At 65.1% G+C, this 23,230-nt stretch carries 17 protein-coding genes; 1 reads left to right on the top strand and 16 read right to left on the bottom strand.

Annotated features, from left to right (window positions below; all coding sequences use genetic code 11):
* Nucleotides 1-6: 6 nt before the first annotated feature.
* The 12 genes from ccoN to ugpB form a co-directional block, all read right to left on the bottom strand.
* Nucleotides 7-1,455, bottom strand: a complete 1,449-nt coding sequence (gene ccoN, locus CTP10_RS10080) for a cytochrome-c oxidase, cbb3-type subunit I (RefSeq protein ID WP_116320430.1) — start codon at nt 1,453-1,455, stop codon at nt 7-9.
* Between the two features lie 164 nt (nt 1,456-1,619).
* Nucleotides 1,620-1,766, bottom strand: a complete 147-nt coding sequence (ccoS, locus tag CTP10_RS10085) for a cbb3-type cytochrome oxidase assembly protein CcoS (RefSeq protein ID WP_116320429.1) — start codon at nt 1,764-1,766, stop codon at nt 1,620-1,622.
* A gap of 7 nt (nt 1,767-1,773) precedes the next feature.
* Nucleotides 1,774-4,329, bottom strand: a complete 2,556-nt coding sequence (locus tag CTP10_RS10090; protein WP_116320428.1) for a heavy metal translocating P-type ATPase — start codon at nt 4,327-4,329, stop codon at nt 1,774-1,776.
* A gap of 115 nt (nt 4,330-4,444) precedes the next feature.
* Complete coding sequence (gene zapE / locus CTP10_RS10095; RefSeq protein ID WP_116320427.1) at nt 4,445-5,542, bottom strand: cell division protein ZapE; 1,098 nt, start codon at nt 5,540-5,542, stop codon at nt 4,445-4,447.
* A gap of 89 nt (nt 5,543-5,631) precedes the next feature.
* Entirely contained in the window at nt 5,632-7,056 is a 1,425-nt protein-coding gene (gene lpdA / locus CTP10_RS10100) for a dihydrolipoyl dehydrogenase (RefSeq protein ID WP_116320426.1), read from the bottom strand.
* A gap of 105 nt (nt 7,057-7,161) precedes the next feature.
* Nucleotides 7,162-8,415: a 2-oxoglutarate dehydrogenase complex dihydrolipoyllysine-residue succinyltransferase gene (gene odhB, locus CTP10_RS10105; RefSeq protein ID WP_116320425.1), complete on the bottom strand. Its 1,254-nt coding sequence runs from the start codon at nt 8,413-8,415 to the stop codon at nt 7,162-7,164.
* Between the two features lie 87 nt (nt 8,416-8,502).
* A complete protein-coding gene (locus CTP10_RS10110; RefSeq protein ID WP_116320424.1) occupies nt 8,503-11,355 on the bottom strand; it encodes a 2-oxoglutarate dehydrogenase E1 component in 2,853 nt (950 codons plus the stop codon).
* 323 nt (nt 11,356-11,678) lie between these two features.
* Nucleotides 11,679-12,434: a glycerophosphodiester phosphodiesterase gene (gene ugpQ / locus CTP10_RS10115; RefSeq protein WP_116320423.1), complete on the bottom strand. Its 756-nt coding sequence runs from the start codon at nt 12,432-12,434 to the stop codon at nt 11,679-11,681.
* Between the two features lies 1 nt (nt 12,435).
* Nucleotides 12,436-13,539 (bottom strand): sn-glycerol-3-phosphate import ATP-binding protein UgpC, encoded by a 1,104-nt coding sequence (locus tag CTP10_RS10120; protein ID WP_116320422.1) that lies wholly within the window; start codon nt 13,537-13,539, stop codon nt 12,436-12,438.
* Between the two features lie 39 nt (nt 13,540-13,578).
* Complete coding sequence (ugpE, locus tag CTP10_RS10125) at nt 13,579-14,427, bottom strand: sn-glycerol-3-phosphate ABC transporter permease UgpE (RefSeq protein WP_116320421.1); 849 nt, start codon at nt 14,425-14,427, stop codon at nt 13,579-13,581.
* An 11-nt stretch (nt 14,428-14,438) separates the two neighbouring features.
* A complete protein-coding gene (gene ugpA / locus CTP10_RS10130) occupies nt 14,439-15,320 on the bottom strand; it encodes a sn-glycerol-3-phosphate ABC transporter permease UgpA (protein ID WP_116320420.1) in 882 nt (293 codons plus the stop codon).
* Between the two features lie 143 nt (nt 15,321-15,463).
* Nucleotides 15,464-16,780, bottom strand: a complete 1,317-nt coding sequence (gene ugpB, locus CTP10_RS10135; RefSeq protein WP_116320419.1) for a sn-glycerol-3-phosphate ABC transporter substrate-binding protein UgpB — start codon at nt 16,778-16,780, stop codon at nt 15,464-15,466.
* Nucleotides 16,781-16,965: 185 nt separating this feature from the next.
* Between ugpB and CTP10_RS10140 the strand changes: the two genes are divergently transcribed.
* Nucleotides 16,966-17,757, top strand: a complete 792-nt coding sequence (locus CTP10_RS10140; RefSeq protein ID WP_116320418.1) for an HAD-IIB family hydrolase — start codon at nt 16,966-16,968, stop codon at nt 17,755-17,757.
* A gap of 71 nt (nt 17,758-17,828) precedes the next feature.
* On the opposite strand, the gene ntrC is transcribed toward CTP10_RS10140, so the two are convergent.
* The 4 genes from ntrC to CTP10_RS10160 form a co-directional block, all read right to left on the bottom strand.
* Nucleotides 17,829-19,376 carry a nitrogen regulation protein NR(I) gene (ntrC, locus tag CTP10_RS10145; RefSeq protein WP_116320417.1) on the bottom strand — a complete coding sequence of 516 codons (1,548 nt, stop codon included), beginning with the start codon at nt 19,374-19,376 and terminating at the stop codon, nt 17,829-17,831.
* 74 nt (nt 19,377-19,450) lie between these two features.
* Complete coding sequence (glnL, locus tag CTP10_RS10150; RefSeq protein ID WP_116320416.1) at nt 19,451-20,629, bottom strand: nitrogen regulation protein NR(II); 1,179 nt, start codon at nt 20,627-20,629, stop codon at nt 19,451-19,453.
* Between the two features lie 5 nt (nt 20,630-20,634).
* Nucleotides 20,635-21,192 carry a DUF4124 domain-containing protein gene (locus tag CTP10_RS10155; protein WP_116320546.1) on the bottom strand — a complete coding sequence of 186 codons (558 nt, stop codon included), beginning with the start codon at nt 21,190-21,192 and terminating at the stop codon, nt 20,635-20,637.
* Between the two features lie 151 nt (nt 21,193-21,343).
* A complete protein-coding gene (locus CTP10_RS10160; RefSeq protein ID WP_116320415.1) occupies nt 21,344-22,759 on the bottom strand; it encodes a 3-hydroxylaminophenol mutase in 1,416 nt (471 codons plus the stop codon).
* Nucleotides 22,760-23,230 lie beyond the last annotated feature (471 nt).

A 23,230-nucleotide genomic window follows, 5' to 3' on the forward strand; every position in this document is an offset into this window, starting at 1 on the left:
GAATGATCAGTGTGCGGAGGCAGGGATGCTGGCCGGGATCGGCGCATCCACGGCACGCTTGCCGACGATGGTCTTGGCGACGTTGTAGGCCATCAGCAGCATGCCGGACAGGAAGCAGATGCCACCCAGCAGACGGATCAGGTAGAACGGATACTTGGCCTTGACCGCCTCGACGAAGGCATAGGTCAGCGTGCCGTCGGGTTGCGTGGCGCGCCACATCAGACCTTCCATCACGCCGGCGATCCACATCGAGGCGATATACAGCACCACGCCGATGGTCGCGATCCAGAAGTGCCATTCGATCAGGCGCACGCTGTACATCTGCTTCTCGCCGAACAGTCGCGGGATCAGGTAATAGAGGGAACCGATGGAGATCATCGCGACCCAACCCAGCGCGCCGGAGTGCACATGGCCAATGGTCCAGTCGGTGTAGTGCGACAGCGCGTTGACGGTCTTGATCGACATCATCGAGCCTTCGAACGTGGCCATGCCGTAGAACGACAGCGCCACCACCAGGAACTTCAGGATCGGATCCGTGCGCAGCTTGTGCCAGGCGCCCGACAGGGTCATGATGCCGTTGATCATCCCACCCCACGAAGGCGCCAGCAGGATCAGCGAGAACACCATGCCGAGCGACTGCGCCCAGTCCGGCAGCGCGGTGTACTGCAGATGGTGCGGGCCGGCCCACATGTAGGTGAAGTTGAGCGCCCAGAAGTGAACGATGGACAGGCGGTAGGAATAGATCGGACGCTCGGCCTGCTTGGGAATGAAGTAGTACATCATCCCCAGGAAGCTGGTGGTCAGGAAGAAGCCCACCGCGTTATGGCCGTACCACCACTGGATCATCGCATCCTGCACGCCGGCATAGGCCGAGTAGGACTTCCACAGCGACACCGGCATCTCGATATTGTTGACGATGTGCAGCAGCGCGATGGTCAGGATGTAGGCACCGAAGAACCAGTTGGCGACGTAGATATGCCGCGTCTTGCGCTTGACGATGGTGCCGAAGAACACGACCGCGTAGGCCACCCAGACCGCGGTGATCAACAGGTCGATCGGCCACTCGAGCTCGGCGTATTCCTTCGACGAGGTGATGCCCAGCGGCAGCGTGATGGCCGCGGCGACGATGACCAGTTGCCAGCCCCAGAACGTGAACGCAGCCAGCGGGCCGCAGAACAGGCGAGCCTGGCAGGTCCGCTGGACCACGTAGTACGAGGTCGCGAACAGCGCGCTGCCGCCGAAGGCGAAGATCACCGCATTGGTATGCAGCGGCCGCAGGCGGCCGAACGACAGCCAGGGCGTGTTGAAGTTAAGTTCAGGCCAGATCAGCTGTGCTGCCAGCAGCACGCCGACGGCCATGCCGACGATCCCCCAGACTACCGTCATGACAGCGAACTGTCTTACGACGCCGTAATTGAAGGTGTCGACGCGTGAAGACGCGGCAGTGACATCCATTCAGACCCCCAAAGCTTAGAGAAGAGAAAAAACCTACTGACGTTGTGACTTTAGAAAAACCCCAGCTTCGGTGCGTTGATCTTTATCAAGTCGCTGAGGACCGGCAATGAACCTCGTGGCGCGGCGCCGGTCCGAAGCCCACGGCGTGCCAGGACATGCGTGCATCAAGGCTTGTCGTTGTCCAGCAGGATCGATTCCGCGGGCCGGTCAAGGTCGTTGTACTGTCCCGCATGCAGCGCCCACCACAGCGCGGCCGCAATCACGACGACCAGCACCAGGCTCATCGGCACAAGCAGGTAAAGCGTTTCCATGAAGCTCCTAGGCTGACTTGCGGCCGGCGCTCAGCAAACGCCAGGCATTGGCCACCACCAGCAGCGACGACAGCGACATGCCGATGCCGGCCATCCACGCCGTCACCAGCCCGGTCGCCGCCAGCGGGATTGCCACCACGTTGTAGAGGAAGGACCAGCCCAGGTTCTGCCGCACCACGCGCCGCGCCTTGCGCGACACCGCCAGCGCGGTCGCGATCTCGTCGATGCCGCCGTGCGTGAGCACGGCATCCGCGCCGGCCTGGGCCAGCGGCGCGCCGCTGCCGATCGCGATCGAGACCTGCGCCTGCGCCAGCACCGGGGCGTCGTTGATGCCGTCGCCCACGGCCAGCACCACCGCCCCGCCCTGCTGCAGCCGCGCGACGTAGTCGCGCTTGCCTTCGGGAGTGACCTCGCCGGCGACGTGGGCGATGCCGAAGTGCTTTGCCCACCAGTGCACGGCCGCGGCGTTGTCGCCGGAGACGAGGTGGTAGCGCACGCCCAGCTCACCGAGCCGCGCCAGCAGCGCGGACGTCTGCGCGCGCTCGACATCGGCCAGCATGAAGCTCGCGAGCACGCCGTCCCGTGCTGCCAGCCACACGACCGTGGCACCGGGATGGGTCGGGTCCGCAACCGCCGGCTCCAGCACGGGGGTGTCGCGGGCAACGAGGCCGCGCGCGAAATCCAGCCGGCCGAGCCGCAGGCGGCGCCCATCGACCGTGGCCTCAAGGCCCTGCCCGGGCACGTTGCGGATCTCGGTGACCGTCCCCGCATGGCCCCCGCCGTCAGGCGCCGCCGCGAGCAGCGCGCGTGCGATGGGGTGCTCGCCGCCGCGTTCCATCGCCGCGGCCAGTGCGAGGCATTGCGATGCGCTCAGGTCGGCCTGCGGCCGCACCGCGGCCACGGCAAAACGCCCTTCTGTCAGCGTGCCGGTCTTGTCCAGCACCACGTCGGTCACGCGCGCCAGGGTCTCGAGTGCATGGCCGCGCGTCAGCAGCACGCCGCGCCGCGACAGCGCGGCGCCCGCGGCGGCCAGCGCGGCCGGGGTGGCCAGCGACAGCGCGCACGGGCAGCTGACCACCAGCACCGCGATCGTCACCAGCAGCGCGCGTGATGGATCGATCCACAGCCCCCACACCAGCCCGGTCAGCGCCGCAAGCACCAGCAGCGTCGCCACGAACCAGCCGGCGACGCGGTCGGCCAGCGTGGCCAGGCGAGGCTTCTCGGCCAGCGCGCGATCGAGCACCGCGACGATCTCGGCCAGGCGGGTTCCGGCACCCACGCGCGACACGCGCAGCTCCAGCGGGCTGGAGGTATTGAAACAGCCGGCCAGCACGGTGTCGCCGGCACTGCGGCGCACCGGCCGGCTTTCGCCGGTCAGCATGGACTCGTCCAGTTCGCTGGCGCCGGCGACGACGGTGCCGTCGGCGGGAACGATCTCGCCCGCCTTCACCCGGATCAGGTCGCCCTGGCGCAAACGTGCCACCGGGATGCGTTCACCCGTGGCCCCTACTCCGCCAAGGCGCTCGCAGGTGGCGGGCAGCTGGCGGGCGAGCATCTCGGCGCCGCTGCGCGATGCCTGGCGCACGCGCAGTTCGAGGTAGCGGGCAAGCAGCAGGAAGGCGACAAACATCGTCACCGAATCGAAATAGACCTCGCCGATGCCGCGCACGGTGGCCAGCGCGCTGGCGAGAAACCCGGCGCCGATGCCGATGGCGACCGGCACGTCCATGCCCATATGGCGCTGGCGCAGGCTGCGCCAGGCGCCGGCAAAGATCGGCGATGCGGAATAGAAGACCACCGGCAACGTCAGCGCAAAGCTGGCCCAGCGCATCAGCTGCAGCTGGCCGGGGTCGATGGTGGCCTCGTGGGTGTAGATGGGCCACGCGTACATCATCACCTGCATCATGCCGAGCATGGCCACGGCCATGCGCATCAGCAGGCCGCGGCGCGCGCGGCGGTCCTGCTGGTCGCTGCGCGAGACCTCGAACGGCCATGCCATGTAGCCAATGCCGGCGAGTGCCGCCAGCAGCCCGGCCACGGACTGCGTGCCTTCGCGCCAGCGCACCACCACGCGGCGGGTGGCGACATTGGCAACCGCGGACTCCACGCCAGGCTGGCGCGTCAGGTGCTGCTCGATCAGCCAGGCGCAGGCGGCACAGCGGATGTTTTCTGGCGCCAGCGTGATTTCGGCGCGGCCGTTGTCGAGCGGGCGCACGAACTGGCTGCGCAATTCGGGGGTGTCGTAGGCGGCCCAGACCGGCTCGGCCTCGCGCCGCGCCGCGTCGTCGATCGGGCGGGCAAAGCGGGCCTCGTCGCCGTAGAGATGGGCAAAGCCGGCGGCATGGAGGGTCTGCGCCAGCGCCTGGCAGCCGCCGCAGCAGAAGACCCTGCGCGCGCCGTCCAGTTCGGCGGCCAGAGGTTCGGCCAGCGTGACCGGCAGGCCGCAATGGAAACACGCGAGCCGCGCCCCGGCTACGGCCGCGCCAGCGTTGGCGGCAGGCGCCGCGGACGTTGCATGCGAGGCCAGCAGGCTGGCGGAAGGAATGATGACTGGGGACGACATGAGGACCTTTTTCTACCCACTGCAGGGTATAGGGCGGTCCCGGCATCGACCTTGATCTAGGTCAATGCGGCCCGGCTCTCGTCATGCCGGGCCGAAATACAACACTCGGCAACCCTCAGGTGAGCGACGTGTCCATGGTGCGGCGCTCGGATTCCAGGTACTCGCGCGACTGCATCTCGATGATGCGTGACACGGTCCGGTGGAACTCGTTGGCCATCTGCCCCTCTGTGTAGAGTTCGTCAGCCGGCACTTCCGCCGACATCAGCAGCTTGACCTTGTGGTCGTAGAAGACGTCGATCAGCCAGGTAAAGCGCCGTGCTTCCGACGACATGCGCGGCGTCATGCGCGGCACGTCGGACAGGATCACGGTATGGAACTGCGAAGCCAGCTCCAGGTAATCGTTCTGCGAGCGCGGCCCGCCGCACAGCGTGGCGAAGTCGAACCACACCACGCCATTGGCCTTGCGCAGCGAGCGCAATTCGCGGTGCTCGATATGCAGCAGCGGGGACTCGTCGGCCACGCCGGCAATCGACGTAAAGGCATCGCGCAGCGCCGAGTTCGCCTTGGCGTCGAGCGGCGTGTGGTAGGCCTGTACCTGTTCCAGTGCGCGCTTGCGGTAGTCGATGCCGGCATCGACATTGAGCACGTCCATCTTCTGCTGGATCAGCGCGATGGCTGGCAGCACACGGTCGCGATGCAGGCCATCCGTGTAAAGCAGGTCGGGCCGGTAGTTCGAAGTCATCACGAACTGCACGCCGTTGTCGAACAGCTGCTGCAGCAGGCGGTGCAGCATCATCGCATCGGCGACGTCGCTGACGTGGAACTCATCGAAGCAGATCAGGCGGAACCGGCGCGCGATGCGCTTGGCCAGTTCGTCGAGCGGGTCCGGGCGGCCGCGCAACTCTTCGAGCTGGCGATGGACCTCGCGCATGAATTCGTGGAAATGCAGCCGCGTCTTGCGCACCACCGGCACGCAGGTATAGAAGCTGTCCATCAGGAAGGACTTGCCCCGCCCTACCCCGCCCCACATGTAAACGCCCTTGGGCACGTCGGGACGGACCAGCAGCTTCTTCAGCGCGTTGTTGCGGCGGCTCTTGTAGGCCACCCATTCGTCGTAGCACTGCTGCAGCCGCGCCACGGCCCGCAACTGCGCCTCGTCGGACGTGTAGCCACGCTCCTTCAGTTCCTTCTCGTAGTACTCAGTGACGTTCATGCTGGGGGCTCACGCGGCACGCGCCGCAAGTGAAAACGGCGCGCCGCTGGTGCGGCGCGCCGGTACTCAAACAATGCGAGGCATGCGCCTTACATATTGAGCTGACGCTTGTCGACAGCCAGCGCGGCTTCGCGCATGACTTCCGACATCGACGGGTGCGGATGGCAGACGCGGCCGATATCTTCGCTGGCGGCCTTGAACTCCATTGCCACCACGGCTTCGGCGATCAGGTCCGACGCATTGGCGGCAACGATGTGCACGCCGAGGATCTCGTCGGTCTTGGCGTCGGCCAGCATCTTGACGAAGCCTTCCGGATGGCCCATGCCCAGCGCACGGCCGTTGGCCATGAACGGGAACTGGCCAGCCTTGAACTCGCGGCCTTCGGCCTTGAGCTGGGCTTCGGTCTTGCCAACCCATGCGATTTCCGGGAAGGTGTAGATCACCCACGGCACGCAGTTGTAGTCGATGTGCGGCTTCTGGCCGGCGATGCGTTCGGCCACGGCCACGCCTTCGTCTTCGGCCTTGTGCGCCAGCATCGGGCCGCGCACCACGTCGCCGATGGCCCACAGGCCCGGCACCTTGGTAGCGCAGTGGTCGTCAACCTCGATGAAGCCGCGCTGATCGGCGGCCAGGCCGACAGCGTCCAGGCCCAGGTTGTCGGTATTGGGCACGCGGCCGACCGACACGATCAGGCGATCGACTTCCAGGGTCTGGGCGGCGCCATCCTTGTCGGTGTACTTGACGGTGACGCCATTCTTGCCGGTGGTCACTTCGTTCACGTTCACGCCGAGGCTGAACTTCAGGCCCTGCTTGGTCAGCTGCTTCTGGGCTTCCTTGGCCACGCCTTCGTCGGCGGCGCCCAGGAACGCGGGCAGCGCTTCCAGCACGGTCACGTCGGCACCCAGGCGGCGCCATACCGAGCCCAGCTCCAGGCCGATCACGCCGGCGCCGATCACGCCCAGCTTCTTCGGCACGGAAGGGAACTTGAGCGCGCCCTCGTTATCGCTGACGAGGTCGTTGTCGACCGTGATACCCGGCAGGTGGCGAGCCTTCGAACCGGTGGCGATGATGACCTGCTTGGCGGTCACGACCTCACCGGCGACCTCGACCTGGAAGCCCTCGGCGGTTTTGCCGACGAACTTGCCGTAGCCCTTGAGCAGCGTCACCTTGTTCTTGCGGAACAGGAACTCGATGCCCTTGGTCATCTTGCCAACGACATCGTCCTTGCGCTTGAGCATCTTGGACACGTCGACCTTAACGTCGCCCACGGTGATGCCGTGGTCGGCCAGGTGGTGCTGGACGTTCTCGAACTCTTCCGAGGAAGCCAGCAGTGCCTTGGAGGGGATGCAGCCCACGTTCAGGCAGGTGCCGCCCAGGCGCGGTTCGTTCTTGGGATCGTCGTAGGCGTTGCCTTCGCAGCAGGCCACGTTCAGGCCGAGCTGGCCGGCGCGGATCGCGGCGATATAGCCGCCGGGGCCGGCGCCGATCACCAGCACGTCGAATTGTTTGCTCATGGGAATTCCTTTGTGGCGCCGGCAGCGTGTGCCGGCGCGCGATCAACACTGGAGATGCGCACCGCGCGCGTCGGCGTTGACCGACGCGCGCGCGGGGACCGTCGATTACAGGTCCAGCAGCAGGCGGGCCGGATCTTCCAGCGCGTCTTTCATGGCGACCAGGCCCAGCACGGCTTCGCGGCCGTCGATGATGCGGTGGTCATAGGACATCGCCAGGTAGTTCATCGGGCGGATCACGATCTGGCCGTCTTCCACCACCGGGCGATCCTTGGTGGCGTGCACGCCCAGGATGGCCGATTGCGGCGGGTTGATGATCGGGGTCGACAGCATCGAGCCGAACACGCCACCGTTGGAGATCGAGAAGGTGCCGCCGCTCAGTTCTTCCAGCGACAGCTTGCCGTCACGGGCCTTCACGCCGAATTCAGCGATCTTCTTTTCGATGTCAGCCAGGCTCATCTGGTCGGCATTGCGCAGGATGGGCACCACCAGGCCGCGCGGCGAGCCCACGGCGATACCGATGTCGAAGTAGCCGTGGTAGACGATGTCGTTGCCGTCGATCGAGGCGTTGATCAGCGGGAACTTCTTCAGCGCGTGCACCGCTGCCTTGACGAAGAACGACATGAAGCCCAGCTTCACGCCGTGTTCCTTCTCGAAGCGGTCCTTGTACTTGTTGCGCAGGTCCATCACCGGCTTCATGTTGACTTCATTGAAGGTGGTGAGGATGGCGTTGGTCGCTTGCGATTGCAGCAGGCGCTCGGCGATACGGGCGCGCAGGCGGCTCATCGGCACGCGCTCTTCCGGACGGTCGCCCAATGCGGCGAAGTCGACCGGAGCGGAAACCTGCTGCAGGGCCGGCTTGGCCGCGGCCGGAGCCGGGGCAGCCTTGGCGGCAGGTGCGGGAGCAGCGGCGGCGCCCAGCACGTCGCCCTTGGTGATGCGGCCGTCCTTGCCGGTGCCGGCAACCTGGCCAGCCGACAGGCCGGCTTCGGCCATCAGCTTGGCAGCCGACGGCATGGCCACGGCGCCAGCGGCGGCCGGGGCAGCTGCAGCGGCCGGTGCCGGGGCGGCAGCAGCGGGAGCCGGGGCGGCGGCTGCGGGGGCAGCGGCGCCGGCGGTGGCATCGGTGTCGATCCTGGCGATGATTTCGTCGGCCACGACGGTGTCGCCATCGTTCTTGACGATAATCGACAGGACACCAGCCGACGGGGCCGGCACTTCCAGCACGACCTTGTCGGTTTCGATCTCGATCAGGATTTCGTCCTGAGCAACGGCTTCGCCCGGTTTCTTCTTCCAGTTGAGCATGGTCGCTTCGGCGACCGACTCGGACAGCTGCGGAACCTTGACGTCAACAATAGCCATGGTTGTGAATTCCTCGTGTTATGCGTGTTGTCTTGATGCCGGCCAGCCACGGCGCACCTGCGCGCGCCACCGTGGCTGCCGCTTGATTTACTTGGTCAGAACAAAGCCCTTGAGCTTGGCGAAGGCAGCGTCCAGCAGCGCCTTCTGTTGCTCGTTGTGCTTTGCGTAGTAGCCCACCGCCGGCGAAGCCGAGGCGGGACGACCGGCATAACCGAGCTTCTGGCCATCCGTCATGTTTTCCATGATGTAGTGCTGCACGAAGAACCATGCGCCCTGGTTCTGCGGCTCGTCCTGGCACCACACGATCTCGGTGGCGTTCGGATACTTCTTCAGCTCCGCGGCAACAGCCTTGTGCGGGAACGGGTACAGCTGTTCCAGGCGGATGATCGCGGCATCGTTGGCCTCGCGTTCCTTGCGCGTGTTGACCAGGTCGTAGTAGACCTTGCCCGAGCACATGATGACGCGCTTGACCTTGCTGGCGTTCAGTTCTTCCTGGTCGGCGATCACGGTCTCGAAGTGACCCTTGGCCAGTTCCGACAGCGACGACACGGCGTCCTTGTTACGCAGCAGCGACTTCGGCGTCATGATCACCAGCGGCTTGCGGAACAGACGGATCATCTGGCGGCGCAGCAGGTGGAAGATCTGGGCCGGCGTAGTCGGCTGGCAGACCTGCATGTTGTGGTCCGCGCAAAGCTGCAGGAAACGCTCGATACGGGCCGAGCTGTGTTCCGGACCCTGGCCTTCGTAGCCGTGCGGCAGCATCAGGGTCAGGCCCGAGGCGCGGCCCCACTTCACTTCACCCGACGAGATGAACTGATCGATCACGACCTGCGCGCCGTTGACGAAGTCGCCGAACTGGGCTTCCCAGATCACCAGCGCGTTCGGTTCGGCGGCCGAGTAGCCGTATTCGAAGCCGAGCACGGCTTCTTCCGACAGCACCGAGTCGATCACCGTGAACGGTGCCTGGTTTTCCGACACGTTCTGCAGCGGCACGTAGCTGCCGGCATCCCAGCGCTCGCGGGCCTGGTCGTGCAGCACGGAGTGACGGTGGGTGAAGGTGCCGCGGCCGGCATCCTGGCCCGTGATACGCACCGGGTAGCCCGAGGACACCAGCGAAGCGAAGGCCAGGTGCTCACCCATGCCCCAGTCCAGCGGCTGGTCGCCGCGGCCCATGTTGGCGCGGTCCTTGACGACCTTCTCCACCAGCGGGTGCAACTTCAGCGTCTCAGGCGTGGTGGTGATGCGTTCAGCCAGGCGCTTCAGTTCGGTCACCGGCACGGCGGTGTCGGCGGCGTCGGTCCACTTGCGGTTCAGGAACGGCATCCAGTCCACGGCGAACTTGTTCTTGAAGTTCGACAGGACGGGGTCGGCGGTGTGCTTGCCGGCGTCCATCGCGGCGCGGTACTCCTTGACCTTCTCGTCGCCGAACTCGGCCGGGACCAGCTTCTGCGCGGCCAGCTTTTCGGCGTACACCTTGCGCGTGCCGGGGTGCTGGCTGATCTTCTTGTACATCAGCGGCTGCGTGACCGCCGGGGTGTCCTGCTCGTTGTGGCCCAGCTTGCGGAAGCAGATGATGTCGACCACGACGTCCTTGTTGAATTCCATGCGGAAATCAACGGCCAGCTGCATGGCGTACACCACGGCTTCGGGATCGTCGCCGTTCACGTGCAGCACCGGGGCCTCGATCATCTTGACCACGTCCGTGCAGTACAGCGTCGAGCGGGCGTCGCGCGGGTCGGAGGTGGTGAAGCCGATCTGGTTGTTGATGACGATGTGCATCGTGCCGCCCGTGCCGTAGCCGCGGGTCTGCGCGAGGTTCAGCGTCTCCATCACCACGCCCTGGCCGGCAAAGGCGGCGTCGCCGTGCACCTGCACCGGCAGCACTTCCTTGTGGCCGACTTCGCCGCGGCGTTCCTGGCGGGCCTTGGCCGAGCCTTCCACTACCGGGTTGACGATTTCCAGGTGCGACGGGTTGAACGCCAGCGACAGGTGAACCGGGCCGCCTTCGGTCGAGACATCGCTCGAGAAGCCCTTGTGGTACTTGACGTCACCGGCCGGCAGGTCGTCGACGTGCTTGCCTTCGAATTCGGCGAACAGGTCGGCGGGCATCTTGCCCAGGGTGTTGACCAGCACGTTCAGGCGGCCGCGGTGGGCCATGCCGATCACGATTTCCTGCACGCCCTTGGTGCCGGCGCGCTGGATCAGTTCGTCCATCGCGGCGATGAAGCTTTCGCCGCCTTCCAGCGAGAAGCGCTTCTGGCCGACGTACTTGGTGTGGAGGAAGCGCTCCAGGCCTTCGGCCGCGGTCAGGCGGTCGAGGATGTGCTTCTTCTTCTCCAGCGTGAAGACCGGCTTGGAACGCGTGGTTTCCAGGCGCTCCTGCCACCAGCGCTTTTGCGCCTGGTCGCTCACGTACATGAATTCGGCGCCGATGGTGCCGCAGTAGGTTTCGCGCAGGTTGTTCAGCAGCTCGCGCAGGCTCATCGACTCCTTGCCAAAGTACGTATTGCTGGCATTGAAGACGATGTCGAGGTCAGCTTCGGAAAAACCGTAGAACGCGGGGTCCAGATCCGGCAGGGGCGGACGCTCCTGGCGCTTGAGCGGGTCCAGGTCGGCCCAGTGCGAACCGATGTTGCGGTAGGCGGCGATCAGCTGGGTGGCAGCGACGCGCTTGCGGCCCATGTCGGAATCGGCCGAGGCAACGATGGTCTTGATGGGGCCTTGCTTGGCGCGCTCGGCGAACGAGGCAACGATGGGAGCGTGGGCGACATCCCGGCCGTTCGAGCCGTCGACGGCAGGAACGTTCTGCATGGCGTCGAAATACGAACGCCAGTTGTCGGGAACCGAGGCGGGATTCTGGAGGTAGGCTTCGTACAGTTCTTCGACATACGGGGCGTTACCGCCGAAGAGGTACGAATTGCTCTGATACTGCTGCATCATGGGACGCTCACTATTCTCCGGGTATGCCGGAGTTCAGCGGGTTATTCAACCTTCCGCGACACGGCTTGACCGGTTAGCGGATCGCAAACAACTCTTGGGAGCCCAACGGAGGAGATCCTGCGCAAACGGCACCACAGGGATGCCGCATGTGCTGGCTTCCTCACAAGGCCCGAAAGGGCAAGTTGTGCGGGGAAGGACCTAAGTCTTCACGGCGGTAAGAATAGCATGTTTGCCTACACGGGATGTGGACTTTTCGCGATGCGAAACTTCATCGCACGGCAATTCACATCGTCATCGGCGTTTTAGCAACAACCGCACAACAACTAGACGCGCGGCTCTATCTGATCGACGGCATCGGTAATCAGCCCGTCCAGTCCCCAGCCTAGTAATTGCGCTGCCTTTGCCGGGTCGTTCACGGTATAGCTGAGGACTCGGTAGCCAGCCGCGTGCGCGGCCGCAATGACGCCCTCGTCCAGCTCGCGGTAGTTCGTATCGAGTGCCACGCAGCCCAACCGGCGCAGCCGCTCAAGCCAGTCGCCCGGCAGCTTGTCGAGCAGCAGCGCGCGCGGCAGCGCGGGCGCCACGCGCGCGGCCGCGGCCAGCGCCTCTTCCGAGAACGACGACAGCAGCGGCGGCACCGCGGCGCCAGCCCAGAGCGCCACGGCATCGAGCGCCACCGCGGCGCCGGTGCGGACTTCGGTGCCGGGCACCGGCTTGATCTCGATATTGACCAGGAAGCCATTGGCCTGCGTATAGCGGGCGATGGCTGCCAGCGTCGGCACCGGCTCGCCGGCCCAGGCCGGGCTATGCCAGCTGCCTGCATCCAGCAGCGCCAGTTCGCCCAGCGTCAGCGCATCGACCCTGCCCTTGCCGCTGGTGGTGCGGTCGAGCGTCGCGTCGTGCATCAGCACCGGCTTGCCATCGGCCGACAGCTTGACGTCGAATTCGAACATCCGGTATCCGAAGCCCGCGCCGTGGCGAAACGCGGCGAGCGTGTTCTCGGGCGCCAGCTTGCCCGCGCCGCGGTGCGCGATGTGGCGCGGGTACGGCCAGGTCTTGGTATCTGCGATGTCTGCCATGTCAGGCCTCGATGCGCTTGCCGGTATCCGACGCGAAGAAATGCAGGTGGTCGGGCGATGAGGTCACTGGCAGGCGGTCCCCGGCGCTCACCCTGGCATGGCTCTCCAGCCGCACCACCACTGGCTGGCCGCCGAGCGAGCCGTACGCGAACGAATCGGCGCCGAGCGCCTCCACCACGCGCACATCGACTTCGGCGATGGCTTCGTGCGCGGCGCACGGCTCGATATGTTCCGGCCGCAGCCCCAGCAGGGCCTGTTCGGGCAGGTGCAGCCCCATCGGCAGGTGACCCAGCGTGGCGGTGGCGCTATCGGCGCCCTCCTTTGCCACCACGCGCATCTGCGCGGCACCATTGCCCCCGTTATTGCGCACCACCGGGATCAGGTTCATCGGCGGCGAGCCGATAAAGCCTGCCACAAAGGTGCTGGCCGGCCTGGAATAGACTTCCAGCGGCGTGCCGATCTGCTCCACGCGGCCGGCGTTGAGCACCATCATGCGGTCGGCCAGCGTCATCGCCTCGACCTGATCGTGCGTCACATACAGGCTGGTAGTGCCGAGGCGGCGATGCAACTCCTTCAGCTCCAGCCGCATCTGCACGCGCAGCTTCGCGTCCAGGTTGGACAACGGCTCGTCGAACAGGAACACCGCCGGCTCGCGCACGATCGCCCGGCCCATGGCCACGCGCTGGCGCTGCCCGCCCGACAGCTGGCGCGGCTTGCGGTCGAGCAGTGGCGACAACTCCAGGATGCCGGCGGCATGCTCCACCCGCTGCTGGATCTCGGCCTTGGCCATGCCGCGGATCTTCAGCCCGTAGGCCATGTTGTCGTACACGCTCATGTGCGGGTAGAGCGCGTAGTTCTGGAACACCATGGCGATGTCCCGCTCGGCAGGCTCCAGGTTGTTGACGACCTTGTCGCCGATATGGATTTCGCCGCCGGTGATGGTTTCCAGCCCCGCCACCATGCGCAGCAGCGTGGACTTGCCGCAGCCCGAAGGGCCGACGATGACGATGAATTCGCCGTCGGCGATTTCCATGTCGATGCCGTGTACCACCTGGGTACCGCCGGCGTAGGTTTTCTGAACGTTGCGAAGCGACAGTTTTGCCATTGCTGTTGTCCTGCGCGCGCGCGGGTAGCGCGCCACGCCTTATTTTTCGGTTTCGACCAGGCCCTTGACGAACCACTTCTGCATCAGCACCACCACCACCGCCGGCGGGACCATCGCCAGCATTACCGTGGCCATCACCAGGTTCCAGTCGGTGGCGGCATCGCCCGAGCGCGAGATCATCTGCGTCACGCCCACCACCACCGGCGTCATCGACTTCTGCGTGGTGATCAGCAGCGGCCACAGGTACTGGTTCCAGCCGTAGATGAACTGGATCACGAACAGTGCGGCGATGCTGGTGCGCGACAGCGGCAGCACCACGTCCCAGAAAAAGCGCAGCGGTCCGGCGCCGTCGATGCGCGCGGCCTCCGCCAGTTCATCGGGAATCGTCAGGAAGAACTGGCGGAACAGGAAGGTCGCCGTCGCCGAGGCGATGATCGGGATGGTCAGCCCGAAATAACTGTCGAGCAGCCCGAGGTCCGACACCACCTTGTAGGTCGGCAGGATCCGCACCTCCACCGGCAGCATCAGCGTGATAAAGATCAGCCAGAAGAAGGTCTTGCGCAGCGGGAACTTGAAATAGACGATGGCAAAGGCCGAGATGATCGAGATCGCGATCTTGCCCAGCGCGATGCCCAGCGCCATGATCAGGCTGTTCTTCATCATGGTCGTGACCGGCGAGGCGGCCTCGCCCACGCCCTGGAACAACACGGTGCGATAGTTCTCGATCAGGTGGCTGCCGGGGATCAGCGTCATCGGCGCATCCAGCACTTCTTCCGCGGTCAGTGTCGACGCCACGAAGGTCAGGTACACCGGGAACACCACCACCACGATGCCGAAGATCAGCACCACATGGGTCAGGAAATCAAGGAAAGGACGTCGTTCTACCATGGCTGCCTCCGTCAGTACTGGACCTTGCGTTCCACGTAGCGGAACTGCACCACGGTCAGCGCGATCACGATCACCATCAGCACCACCGACTGCGCGGCCGAGCCACCGATATCCATGCCGCGGAAGCCGTCATGGAAGACCTTGTACACCAGCGTGTTGGTCGAGTTGAATGGCCCACCGTGCGTGACCGCATCGATGATTGCGAAGGTATCGAAGAACGCGTAGACCACGTTGATCACCATCAGGAAGAAGGTGGTCGGCGACAGCAGCGGGAAAATGATCGACCAGAAGCGGCGCCACGGCCCGGCGCCGTCGATGGCGGCGGCCTCGATCAGCGAGCGCGGAATGCTCTGCAGGCCGGCCAGGAAGAACAGGAAGTTGTAGCTGATCTGCTTCCATGCCGCGGCCAGCACCACCAGCAGCAGCGCCTGGTTGCCGTTCAGCAGGAAGTTCCATTCCACGCCCATCTTGCGCAGCGCGTACGAGACCACGCCCAGCGTCGGGTTGAACATGAACATCCACAGCACGCCTGCCACCGCCGGCGCGACCGCGTATGGCCAGATCAGCAAGGTCTTGTAGCCGACCGCGCCACGGATCACGCGGTCTGCAAAATACGCCAGTGCCAGCGCGGTGCTCAGGCCCACCACCGTGACGCCGATGGCGAAGATCGCCGTGGTCTGGAAGGACTCCACGTACAGCGGGTCGTTCCACAGCATGCGGAAGTTATCGAGGCCGACAAATTCCAGGTTGATGCCAAAGGCATCCTGCTGCAGCATCGACTGGTACAGCGCCTGCCCGGCGGGCAGGAAGAAGAAGATCAGCGTGATCGCGATCTGCGGCAATACCAGCAGATACGGCAGCCACGGCGAGCGAAAAACGACGCGTTTTTCCATAAACGGATTCCGGCGGATGCCGCGGGTCGCGGCATCGTTCTAGGTATGGCGTTGCGGCCCGTCCGATGGGTCTGGCCACAATGCAAGCGGGCGGAGGTTTCGCCGCCGCCCGCCCTTTCCATCAGCCTGCTGTCAGGCCGCGCTTATTCGCGCGCGGTCTTCTGGAAGCGCTCCAGCAGATCGTTGCCACGGGCCACGGCCGAATCCAGCGCCGCCTTGGGCTCCTTCTTGCCGGCCCAGACGGCTTCCAGTTCCTCGTCTACCACGGTGCGAATCTGCACCATGTTGCCCAGGCGCACGCCGCGCGACTTGTCGGTGGTCTTGACGACCATCTGCTGCACGGACACATCGGCACCCGGATTCTTGTCGTAATAGCCGGACTTCTTGGTCAGCTCGTACGCGGCCATGGTCACAGGCAGGTAACCGGTGGCCTGGTGCCAGTCGGACTGGATATCTGCACGCGACAGGAAGTTGAAGAACTTGGCCACACCCTTGTACTCTTCAGGCTTCTTACCGCCCATCACCCACAGCGAGGCGCCGCCAATGATGGTGTTCTGCGGAGCGCCCTGCACTTCCGGGTAGTACGGCAGCTGCGCCACGGCAAACCCGAACTTCGCGTTCTTGCGGATATTGGCCAGCGACGCCGACGAGCCGGTGAACATCGCGCACTCGCCGTTATAGAACTTGGCCTGCGATTCCGCCTTGCGGCCGCCATAGCTGAAGTAGCCCTTCTTCACCATGTCCTGCAGGTTGGTGATGTGCTTGACGTGCAGCGGGCTGTTGAAGACCAGGCGTGTGTCGGTGCCGCCAAAACCGTTGTTCTTGGTGGCGTACAGCGTGTTATGCCAGGCCGAGAAGCTTTCCAGGTGGACCCAGCCCTGCCAGTCGGTGGTGTACGCGCAGTTGGTGCCCGACGCCTTGAGCTTGGCCGAGTACTGCATCACCTCCGGCCAGGTCTTGGGCGCCTTTTCCGGGTCCAGGCCGGCCTTCTTGAAGGCGTCCTTGTTGTAGTAGAAGACCGTGGTAGAGCTGTTGAACGGGAACGACAGCATCTCGCCCTTGGACGAGGTGTAGTAGCCAGCCACCGCCGGGATGTAGGCCTTCTGGTCGAATTTCTCGCCGGCGTCCTTCATCACCGTCGACACCGGCTTGATCGCGCCCTTGGCACTCATCATGGTGGCGGTGCCAACTTCAAACACCTGCAGGATCGCCGGGGCGCCGCCGGCACGGAACGCGGCGATGCCGGCCGCCATGGTTTCGTCGTAGTTGCCCTTGTTGACCGGCACGATCTTGTATTCGGCCTGGCTCGCGTTGAACTTATTGGCGATCTCGTTCACCTTGTCGTTCAGCGCGCCCTGCATGGCGTGCCACCACTGGATTTCAACGGCGGCATGCGCGCTGCCGGGCCCGGTCAGGGCGGCCAGCGCGACGAGTTTGAGCGCGGTACGGGATACGGACATCGATGCTCTCCTTGGTCTGTCTGTTTCTGTGCGGTCGAAAACCCGCCAGCATGTGATTATTTTGTGACAGCGGCATGTTACGCCGGTCGCACCCGGGCAAGCAAATCAGCAACTTCACCGAGTCTCGCCGTTTTGCAGTGCAATAACCGACGAAGGCGGCAGGACGGCGGTTACAATGGCCCGCCATGCAATCCCTGAACAAGCTCTCTAATTCCGTGCTGCAGCGCGTGCGCGGCGTGCTGACCGATATCGACGGCACGCTGACGACCGACGGGCGGCTGCCCGCCTCCACTTATCTGGCGCTGGACGGGCTGCGCCAGGCCGGCCTGCACGTAATTCCGGTGACGGGGCGCTGCATTGCGTGGGCCGAGATCCTGACCCGCCTGTGGCCGGTGGACGCGATCATCGGCGAAAACGGTGCCTTCTATTCGCACTTGCGCGATGGCCGGCTGCATACCCGCTTCCTGGACGATGCGCCCACCAGGGCGCGCAACCTCGAGCGCATCCATGCGCTTGGCCAGCGCATCCTGCTTGAGGTGCCGGGCTGCGCGCTGGCGTCGGACCAGGCCTGGCACGCCGCCGACCTGGCGATCGACCATGCCGAAGACGTGCCGCCCCTGCCGCAGGAAGCGGTGGACCGCATCGCCGCGCTGATGCGCGAGGCCGGTATGACCGCCACGGTCAGTTCAATCCACGTTAACGGCTGGTTCGGACAGCATGACAAGCTGTCGATGAGCAAGCTGTGCGTGGCGGAGCTGCTGGGCGAAGACCTGGAGGCGCGCCACGACGAATGGCTGTTTATCGGCGATTCGGCCAACGATGCCAGCATGTTCGCGCATTTTCCGCTGTCGGTCGGGGTGGCCAACGTGCGGGATATCCTGCCGCAGTTGCCGGTGCCGCCGGCCTATATCACCGCGGCGTCGGGTGGCGAAGGATTCGCGGAGATGGCGCAGCGGCTGGTGCAGGCGCGCGGCTGAGAGCCGGGCCAGGCCTGAAACGCAAAACGGCCGGGCATATGCCCGGCCGTTTTTTTTGCTGCGCTGCCCGCTCAGTCGAATCCCAGCTCCTGCAGCTTGCGGGTAATGGTATTGCGTCCGATCCCCAGCCGTGTCGCGGCCTCGACCCGGCGCCCGCGCGTGACGCCGAGCGCGGCCTCCAGCACCGCCTTTTCGAACCGGCGTGTCAGCACATCCATGACCTCCGGCTGGCCAGCCTCGAGCATGGCGCGGGCTTCCCCGGCCAGCAAATGCTCCCAGCCGGCGGCGGTACCGACCGGCGCGGCGCTGACGGCCGGTGCGGGCCGCACCACGGTAGCCGTGTCCGCGTCCGCCACCGGCATGGCAAAGCCGCCGTAGTCGGCCAGTTCATGGCCGGTTTCGTACTCAGCGGCACGCGCCTCGACCACGCGCTCGGGCCGCGGCGCATTGATCGGCTCGCTGGTGCCCGCCTCCAGCATCTCGCGCGGCAGGTCCTTGACCTCGATGGTCTGCGCCGGCGCCATCACAGTCAGCCAGTTGCACAGGTTTTCGAGCTGGCGCACGTTGCCCGGGAACGGCAGCGTGCTGACATAGGACAGCGCCTCGTCGGACATGCGCTTGGGCTCGACGCCCAGTTCCTTGGCGCTCTTCTGCAGGAAATGGCGGGCCAGCAGCGTGATGTCCTCCGGCCGCTCGCGCAGCGGCGGCAAGCGCAGCCGGATCACGTTCAGGCGGTGGAACAAGTCCTCGCGGAACAGGCCCTCCTTGACGCGGACTTCCAGGTTCTGGTGCGTGGCGGCAATGACCCGCACATTGGCGCGCAATGGGTTATGGCCACCGACGCGATAGAAGTTGCCGTCGGAGAGCACGCGCAGCAACCGGGTCTGCAGGTCGAACGGCATGTCGCCGATTTCATCGAGGAACAGCGTGCCGCCCTCGGCCTGCTCGAAGCGGCCGCGCCGCATGGTCTGCGCGCCGGTGAAGGCGCCGCGCTCGTGGCCGAACAGTTCGGACTCGAGCAGGTCCTTCGGAATGGCCGCGGTGTTGAGCGCGATAAACGGACCGTTGGCGCGCGGGCTGTGCTTGTGCAGCGCGCGTGCAACCAGTTCCTTGCCGGTGCCGGACTCGCCGGTAATCATCACCGTGACGTTCGACTGCGACAGCCGGCCGATGGCGCGGAACACGTCCTGCATCGCCGGCGCCTGGCCGAGGATTTCGGGCGCGTCGACCAGCCGGTCGTCCATCTCCTCTTCGCGCAGGCTTTCTTCCAGCGCACGGCGGATCAGCTCGACCGCCTTGTCGACATCGAACGGCTTGGCCAGGTATTCAAAGGCACCGCCCTGAAACGCCGCCACGGCGCTATCCAGGTCCGAGTAGGCGGTCATCACGATGACCGGCAAACCCGGGTGCCGCGCCTTGAGGGCCTGCAGCAGGTCCAGCCCGGAGCCGCCGGGCATGCGGATATCGGAAATCAGCACCTGCGGCTGGTCTTCTTCCAGCGCGGCCAGCACGTCTCGCACATTGGTGAAGCTGCGCGAGAGCAGGCTTTCACGGGCAAGGGCCTTTTCCAGGACCCAGCGGATTGATTGATCGTCGTCGACTATCCAGATCGGCTTCATGTGCGTCGCTTGTCTGCTCGGTGTCATTTGGTCTTCCGCATGCCCGGCACTGCGGCGCGATCGCTCGCGGACAGCTAGTGCAACGGCAGCAGGATACGGAAGTCGGTACAGCCCGGCCGGCTCTCGCATTCGATCAAGCCCTCGTGCTGCTGCACGAAGGTTTGAGCGAGTGTGAGACCGAGACCGCTGCCGCCATCCCTACCCGATACCAGCGGATAGAAGATGCGCTCGCGAATGTCTTCGGGGATTCCCGGGCCGTTGTCGATCACATGCAAGTCCAATGCCAGCTTGAACAGTCGCTTGGCGATAGTGACCTGCCGCGCCACACGCGTGCGCAGCACGATCTGCGCATCGCCGCGCGCAACGCGATCGGCCAGCGCCTGCGCGGCGTTGTGCACGATGTTGAGCACGGCCTGGATCAACTGCTCCATATCACCCTGCAGCTCGGGCAGGCTGGCGTCGTAGTCGCGCACGATCTCCAGGCCGTTGGGAAACTCCGCCAGCACCACCGAGCGCACGCGCTCCAGCACCTCGTGGATATTCAGGCTCGACACGATGTGCGGATGGCGGTGCGGCTCCAGCAGCCGGTCCACCAGCGTCTGCAGCCGGTCCGACTCCTTGATGATGACCTGCGTGTATTCGCGCAGCGAGCGCTCCGGCAGCTCGAATTCCAGCAACTGCGCCGCGCCCCGGATGCCACCGAGCGGATTCTTGATCTCGTGCGCCAGGTTGCGGATCAGTTCCTTGTTGGCCGCGGTCAGGTCGAGGATGCGCTCCTCGCGGTCGCTGCGAACCTTCTGTTCGTTGGGGAGGATTTCCACCACCACGGTGTCGCCGGCCGCGTCCAAGGCAGCGATCACTACGTGCGCATGGATGGGTTCCTGGAGCGGCGGGTGCAGCACCAGGTCCTGGCGGCGCACGTCGAACTGGCGCGCGACCACGGTGTCGAGCATGCTGTGCAGTTCGTCCGAGCGGCCAAACAGGTCCGGCAGCGACAGCTCCACCATGCCCCGGCGCGACACGCCGAAGGTTGCCTCCGCGGCAGGGTTGGCGTAGACCACGCGCAGGCCGGGCTGCCGCACCAGCAGCACCGGGTTGGCGACCACGTCGAGGCCGGCGTGGAAGGCCACCACGCCCATGGGCAGCACCTGGGCGCTGCCGCCCGATGGCGCCAGGTCAGGCGCGGAGGACTCGCCACGGGCACTGTCGGCACTCCCGACCTTGCGTGACACACCGCGAATCAGGCGACGCATGAGACTTAGTCCTTCAGGTTGCCAAGCTCGCGCCGCAGCGATGCCGCATTGGCCTCGCTGCGCGCGATGTCGTCGCGCAGCGCCGCGGTGCGATCCAGGTATTTCTGATAATTGCGCTCGTTCCCCTGGCGCTCGGGCTGGCCGTTGTTGTACTCGGCGCGCAGCGCCTGCAGCTTGACCTCTTCGGCCTGCAGTTCCTGCGTGAGCACGGTGCGGCGCTCGCTGTCGCGGCTGCGCTGCGTGGCACTGTCCACGCGCGGGAAGCTGGTATTGCTCGCCGTGGGCGCACTGCCCTTGGCCGGTGCCGGCGCGACGCGCCCGCCGGGCACGGTCACCACGTCGGGCAGGTTCAGCTTCTTGCACCCTTTGCCGGCGTTGCCGTTGCGATATTCGGGTACGCCGTTGGGGCCGGTGCAAACGTAGACGTCGGAAGACGACTGCGCCTGCGACAGCCCGGCCCAGGCACCCAGCGTCAACGCCACGGCACTCACCAGAACAGGGAATCGAACACGAATATGGTGCGGCGACGCGGCCCGGCCGGCCTTGCGCGAAGAAGCGTCCATGGACATGGCGTTAGGTTTGAACAGGGATGGATCGGGATGGGATCGGATTCCCCATTCTAGCGAGCAAAGCAAAAAGGGACAGCCGAAGCCGCCCCTTTCTGGTGCCACTGTTGCCCGGTCACAACCTGCGTCATTCCCGGGCAAGGGCCGCTTACAGCGAGTAGTACATTTCGAACTCGACCGGGTGCGTGGTCATGCGGAAACGCGTGACTTCTTCCATCTTCAGTTCGATGTAGGCATCGATCATCGAATTCGAGAACACGCCGCCGCGGGTCAGGAACTCGCGGTCGTTGTCCAGGTACTCCAGCGACTGGTCGAGGCTCGAGCAGACGGTCGGGATCTTTGCGTCCTCTTCCGGCGGCAGGTCGTACAGGTTCTTGTCGGCGGCTTCGCCCGGGTGGATCTTGTTCATCACGCCGTCCAGGCCGGCCATCAGCAGCGCCGAGAAGCCCAGGTACGGGTTCATCAGCGGATCCGGGAAGCGGGTCTCGATGCGGCGGCCCTTCGGGTTGGCCACATACGGGATACGGATCGAAGCCGAACGGTTGCGGGCCGAGTAGGCCAGCTTGACCGGCGCTTCGAAGCCCGGCACCAGGCGCTTGTACGAGTTCGTGCCCGGGTTGGTGATGGCGTTCAGCGCGCGGGCGTGCTTGATGATGCCGCCGATGTAGTACAGCGCGAATTCCGACAGGCCGGCGTAGCCGTTGCCAGCGAACAGGTTCTGGCCGTCCTTCCACACGGACTGGTGCACGTGCATGCCCGAACCGTTGTCGCCAACGACCGGCTTCGGCATGAAGGTGGCGGTCTTGCCGTAGGTGTGCGCGACGTTCTGGATCACGTACTTCTGCAGCTGGGTCCAGTCGGCGCGCTGCACCAGCGTGCTGAAGCGGGTGCCGATTTCATTCTGGCCCTGGCCAGCCACTTCGTGGTGGTGGACTTCAACGGGAATGCCCAGCGATTCCAGGATCAGGCACATTTCCGAACGCATGTCCTGGAAGGTGTCGATCGGGGCAACCGGGAAATAGCCGCCCTTCTTGCCCGGACGGTGGCCGGCGTTGCCGTGCTCGAATTCCTTGCCCGACGACCACGGGGCTTCTTCGGAATGGATCTTCACGAAGCAGCCTTGCATGTCGACGTTCCAGGTCACGCCGTCGAAAATGAAGAACTCGGGTTCCGGACCGAAGAAGGCGGTGTCGCCCAGGCCGGTGCTCTTCAGGTAGGCTTCGGCGCGCTTGGCGATGGAACGCGGGTCGCGGTCATAGCCCTTGCCATCCGACGGCTCGATCACGTCGCACGACAGCACCAGCGTCGGCTCTTCATAGAACGGGTCGATGTGAGCCGTGTTCGAATCCGGCATCAGCAGCATGTCCGAAGCTTCGATACCCTTCCAGCCGGCGATCGACGAACCGTCGAAAGCGTGGCCGCTTTCGAACTTGTCTTCGTCAAAGTGCGACACGGGCACGGACACGTGTTGCTCCTTGCCTTTGGTATCGGTGAAACGGAAGTCGACGAACTTGACGTCGTTTTCCTTCACCAGCTTCATCACGTCTGCAACGCTGTGGGCCATGCCAATCTCCTGGGTATTCGGCAAATGTCTGAGAAAGCCAATTCTTGGGCCTGTCGCCGGCTGCGCCGCTGCATGTTGCCGCGCTTGCCGACCCCGCCACGAAAGGACGAGAAATGTTAGCAGAAAGCGTGCCAAGCAAACGCCCCTCTGCCCTCCCCGGCCCGAAAAATGTGCAACTCCGGCGAACCGCGCACCGTCGCGGGGTAGGCGCCCTGCGGATCGTCACACCTTGGCACGACCGGGTGGCGCACCATCGACATGCACGCTCGCGGAGCGTCCACCAATAAAACACCACAATGGTGCAATGAGCAAGTTATCGCACCGCATTAGTGCGGTGGCACCAAAATCGGTCATTGCGTGCCCGGTCGTGGCGCCATCGCGCCAGCGCAACGCGCGTTGCGGCCGCCGGATTGCCGCGGCGCTATAGAATACCGGGTTACGGCCTTCGTGCCTCTATTCCATCCATTTCAT

The organism is Cupriavidus sp. P-10 (genome assembly GCF_003402535.2).
GTDB lineage: Bacteria > Pseudomonadota > Gammaproteobacteria > Burkholderiales > Burkholderiaceae > Cupriavidus.

Coding starts and splice junctions, on each gene's coding strand:
- ccoN (WP_116320430.1), bottom strand. CDS start 1,455: ATGGATGTCACTGCCGCGTCTTCACGCGTCGACACCTTCAATTACGGC.
- ccoS (WP_116320429.1), bottom strand. CDS start 1,766: ATGGAAACGCTTTACCTGCTTGTGCCGATGAGCCTGGTGCTGGTCGTC.
- CTP10_RS10090 (WP_116320428.1), bottom strand. CDS start 4,329: ATGTCGTCCCCAGTCATCATTCCTTCCGCCAGCCTGCTGGCCTCGCAT.
- zapE (WP_116320427.1), bottom strand. CDS start 5,542: ATGAACGTCACTGAGTACTACGAGAAGGAACTGAAGGAGCGTGGCTAC.
- lpdA (WP_116320426.1), bottom strand. CDS start 7,056: ATGAGCAAACAATTCGACGTGCTGGTGATCGGCGCCGGCCCCGGCGGC.
- odhB (WP_116320425.1), bottom strand. CDS start 8,415: ATGGCTATTGTTGACGTCAAGGTTCCGCAGCTGTCCGAGTCGGTCGCC.
- CTP10_RS10110 (WP_116320424.1), bottom strand. CDS start 11,355: ATGATGCAGCAGTATCAGAGCAATTCGTACCTCTTCGGCGGTAACGCC.
- ugpQ (WP_116320423.1), bottom strand. CDS start 12,434: ATGGCAGACATCGCAGATACCAAGACCTGGCCGTACCCGCGCCACATC.
- CTP10_RS10120 (WP_116320422.1), bottom strand. CDS start 13,539: ATGGCAAAACTGTCGCTTCGCAACGTTCAGAAAACCTACGCCGGCGGT.
- ugpE (WP_116320421.1), bottom strand. CDS start 14,427: ATGGTAGAACGACGTCCTTTCCTTGATTTCCTGACCCATGTGGTGCTG.
- ugpA (WP_116320420.1), bottom strand. CDS start 15,320: ATGGAAAAACGCGTCGTTTTTCGCTCGCCGTGGCTGCCGTATCTGCTG.
- ugpB (WP_116320419.1), bottom strand. CDS start 16,780: ATGTCCGTATCCCGTACCGCGCTCAAACTCGTCGCGCTGGCCGCCCTG.
- CTP10_RS10140 (WP_116320418.1), top strand. CDS start 16,966: ATGCAATCCCTGAACAAGCTCTCTAATTCCGTGCTGCAGCGCGTGCGC.
- ntrC (WP_116320417.1), bottom strand. CDS start 19,376: ATGAAGCCGATCTGGATAGTCGACGACGATCAATCAATCCGCTGGGTC.
- glnL (WP_116320416.1), bottom strand. CDS start 20,629: ATGCGTCGCCTGATTCGCGGTGTGTCACGCAAGGTCGGGAGTGCCGAC.
- CTP10_RS10155 (WP_116320546.1), bottom strand. CDS start 21,192: ATGGACGCTTCTTCGCGCAAGGCCGGCCGGGCCGCGTCGCCGCACCAT.
- CTP10_RS10160 (WP_116320415.1), bottom strand. CDS start 22,759: ATGGCCCACAGCGTTGCAGACGTGATGAAGCTGGTGAAGGAAAACGAC.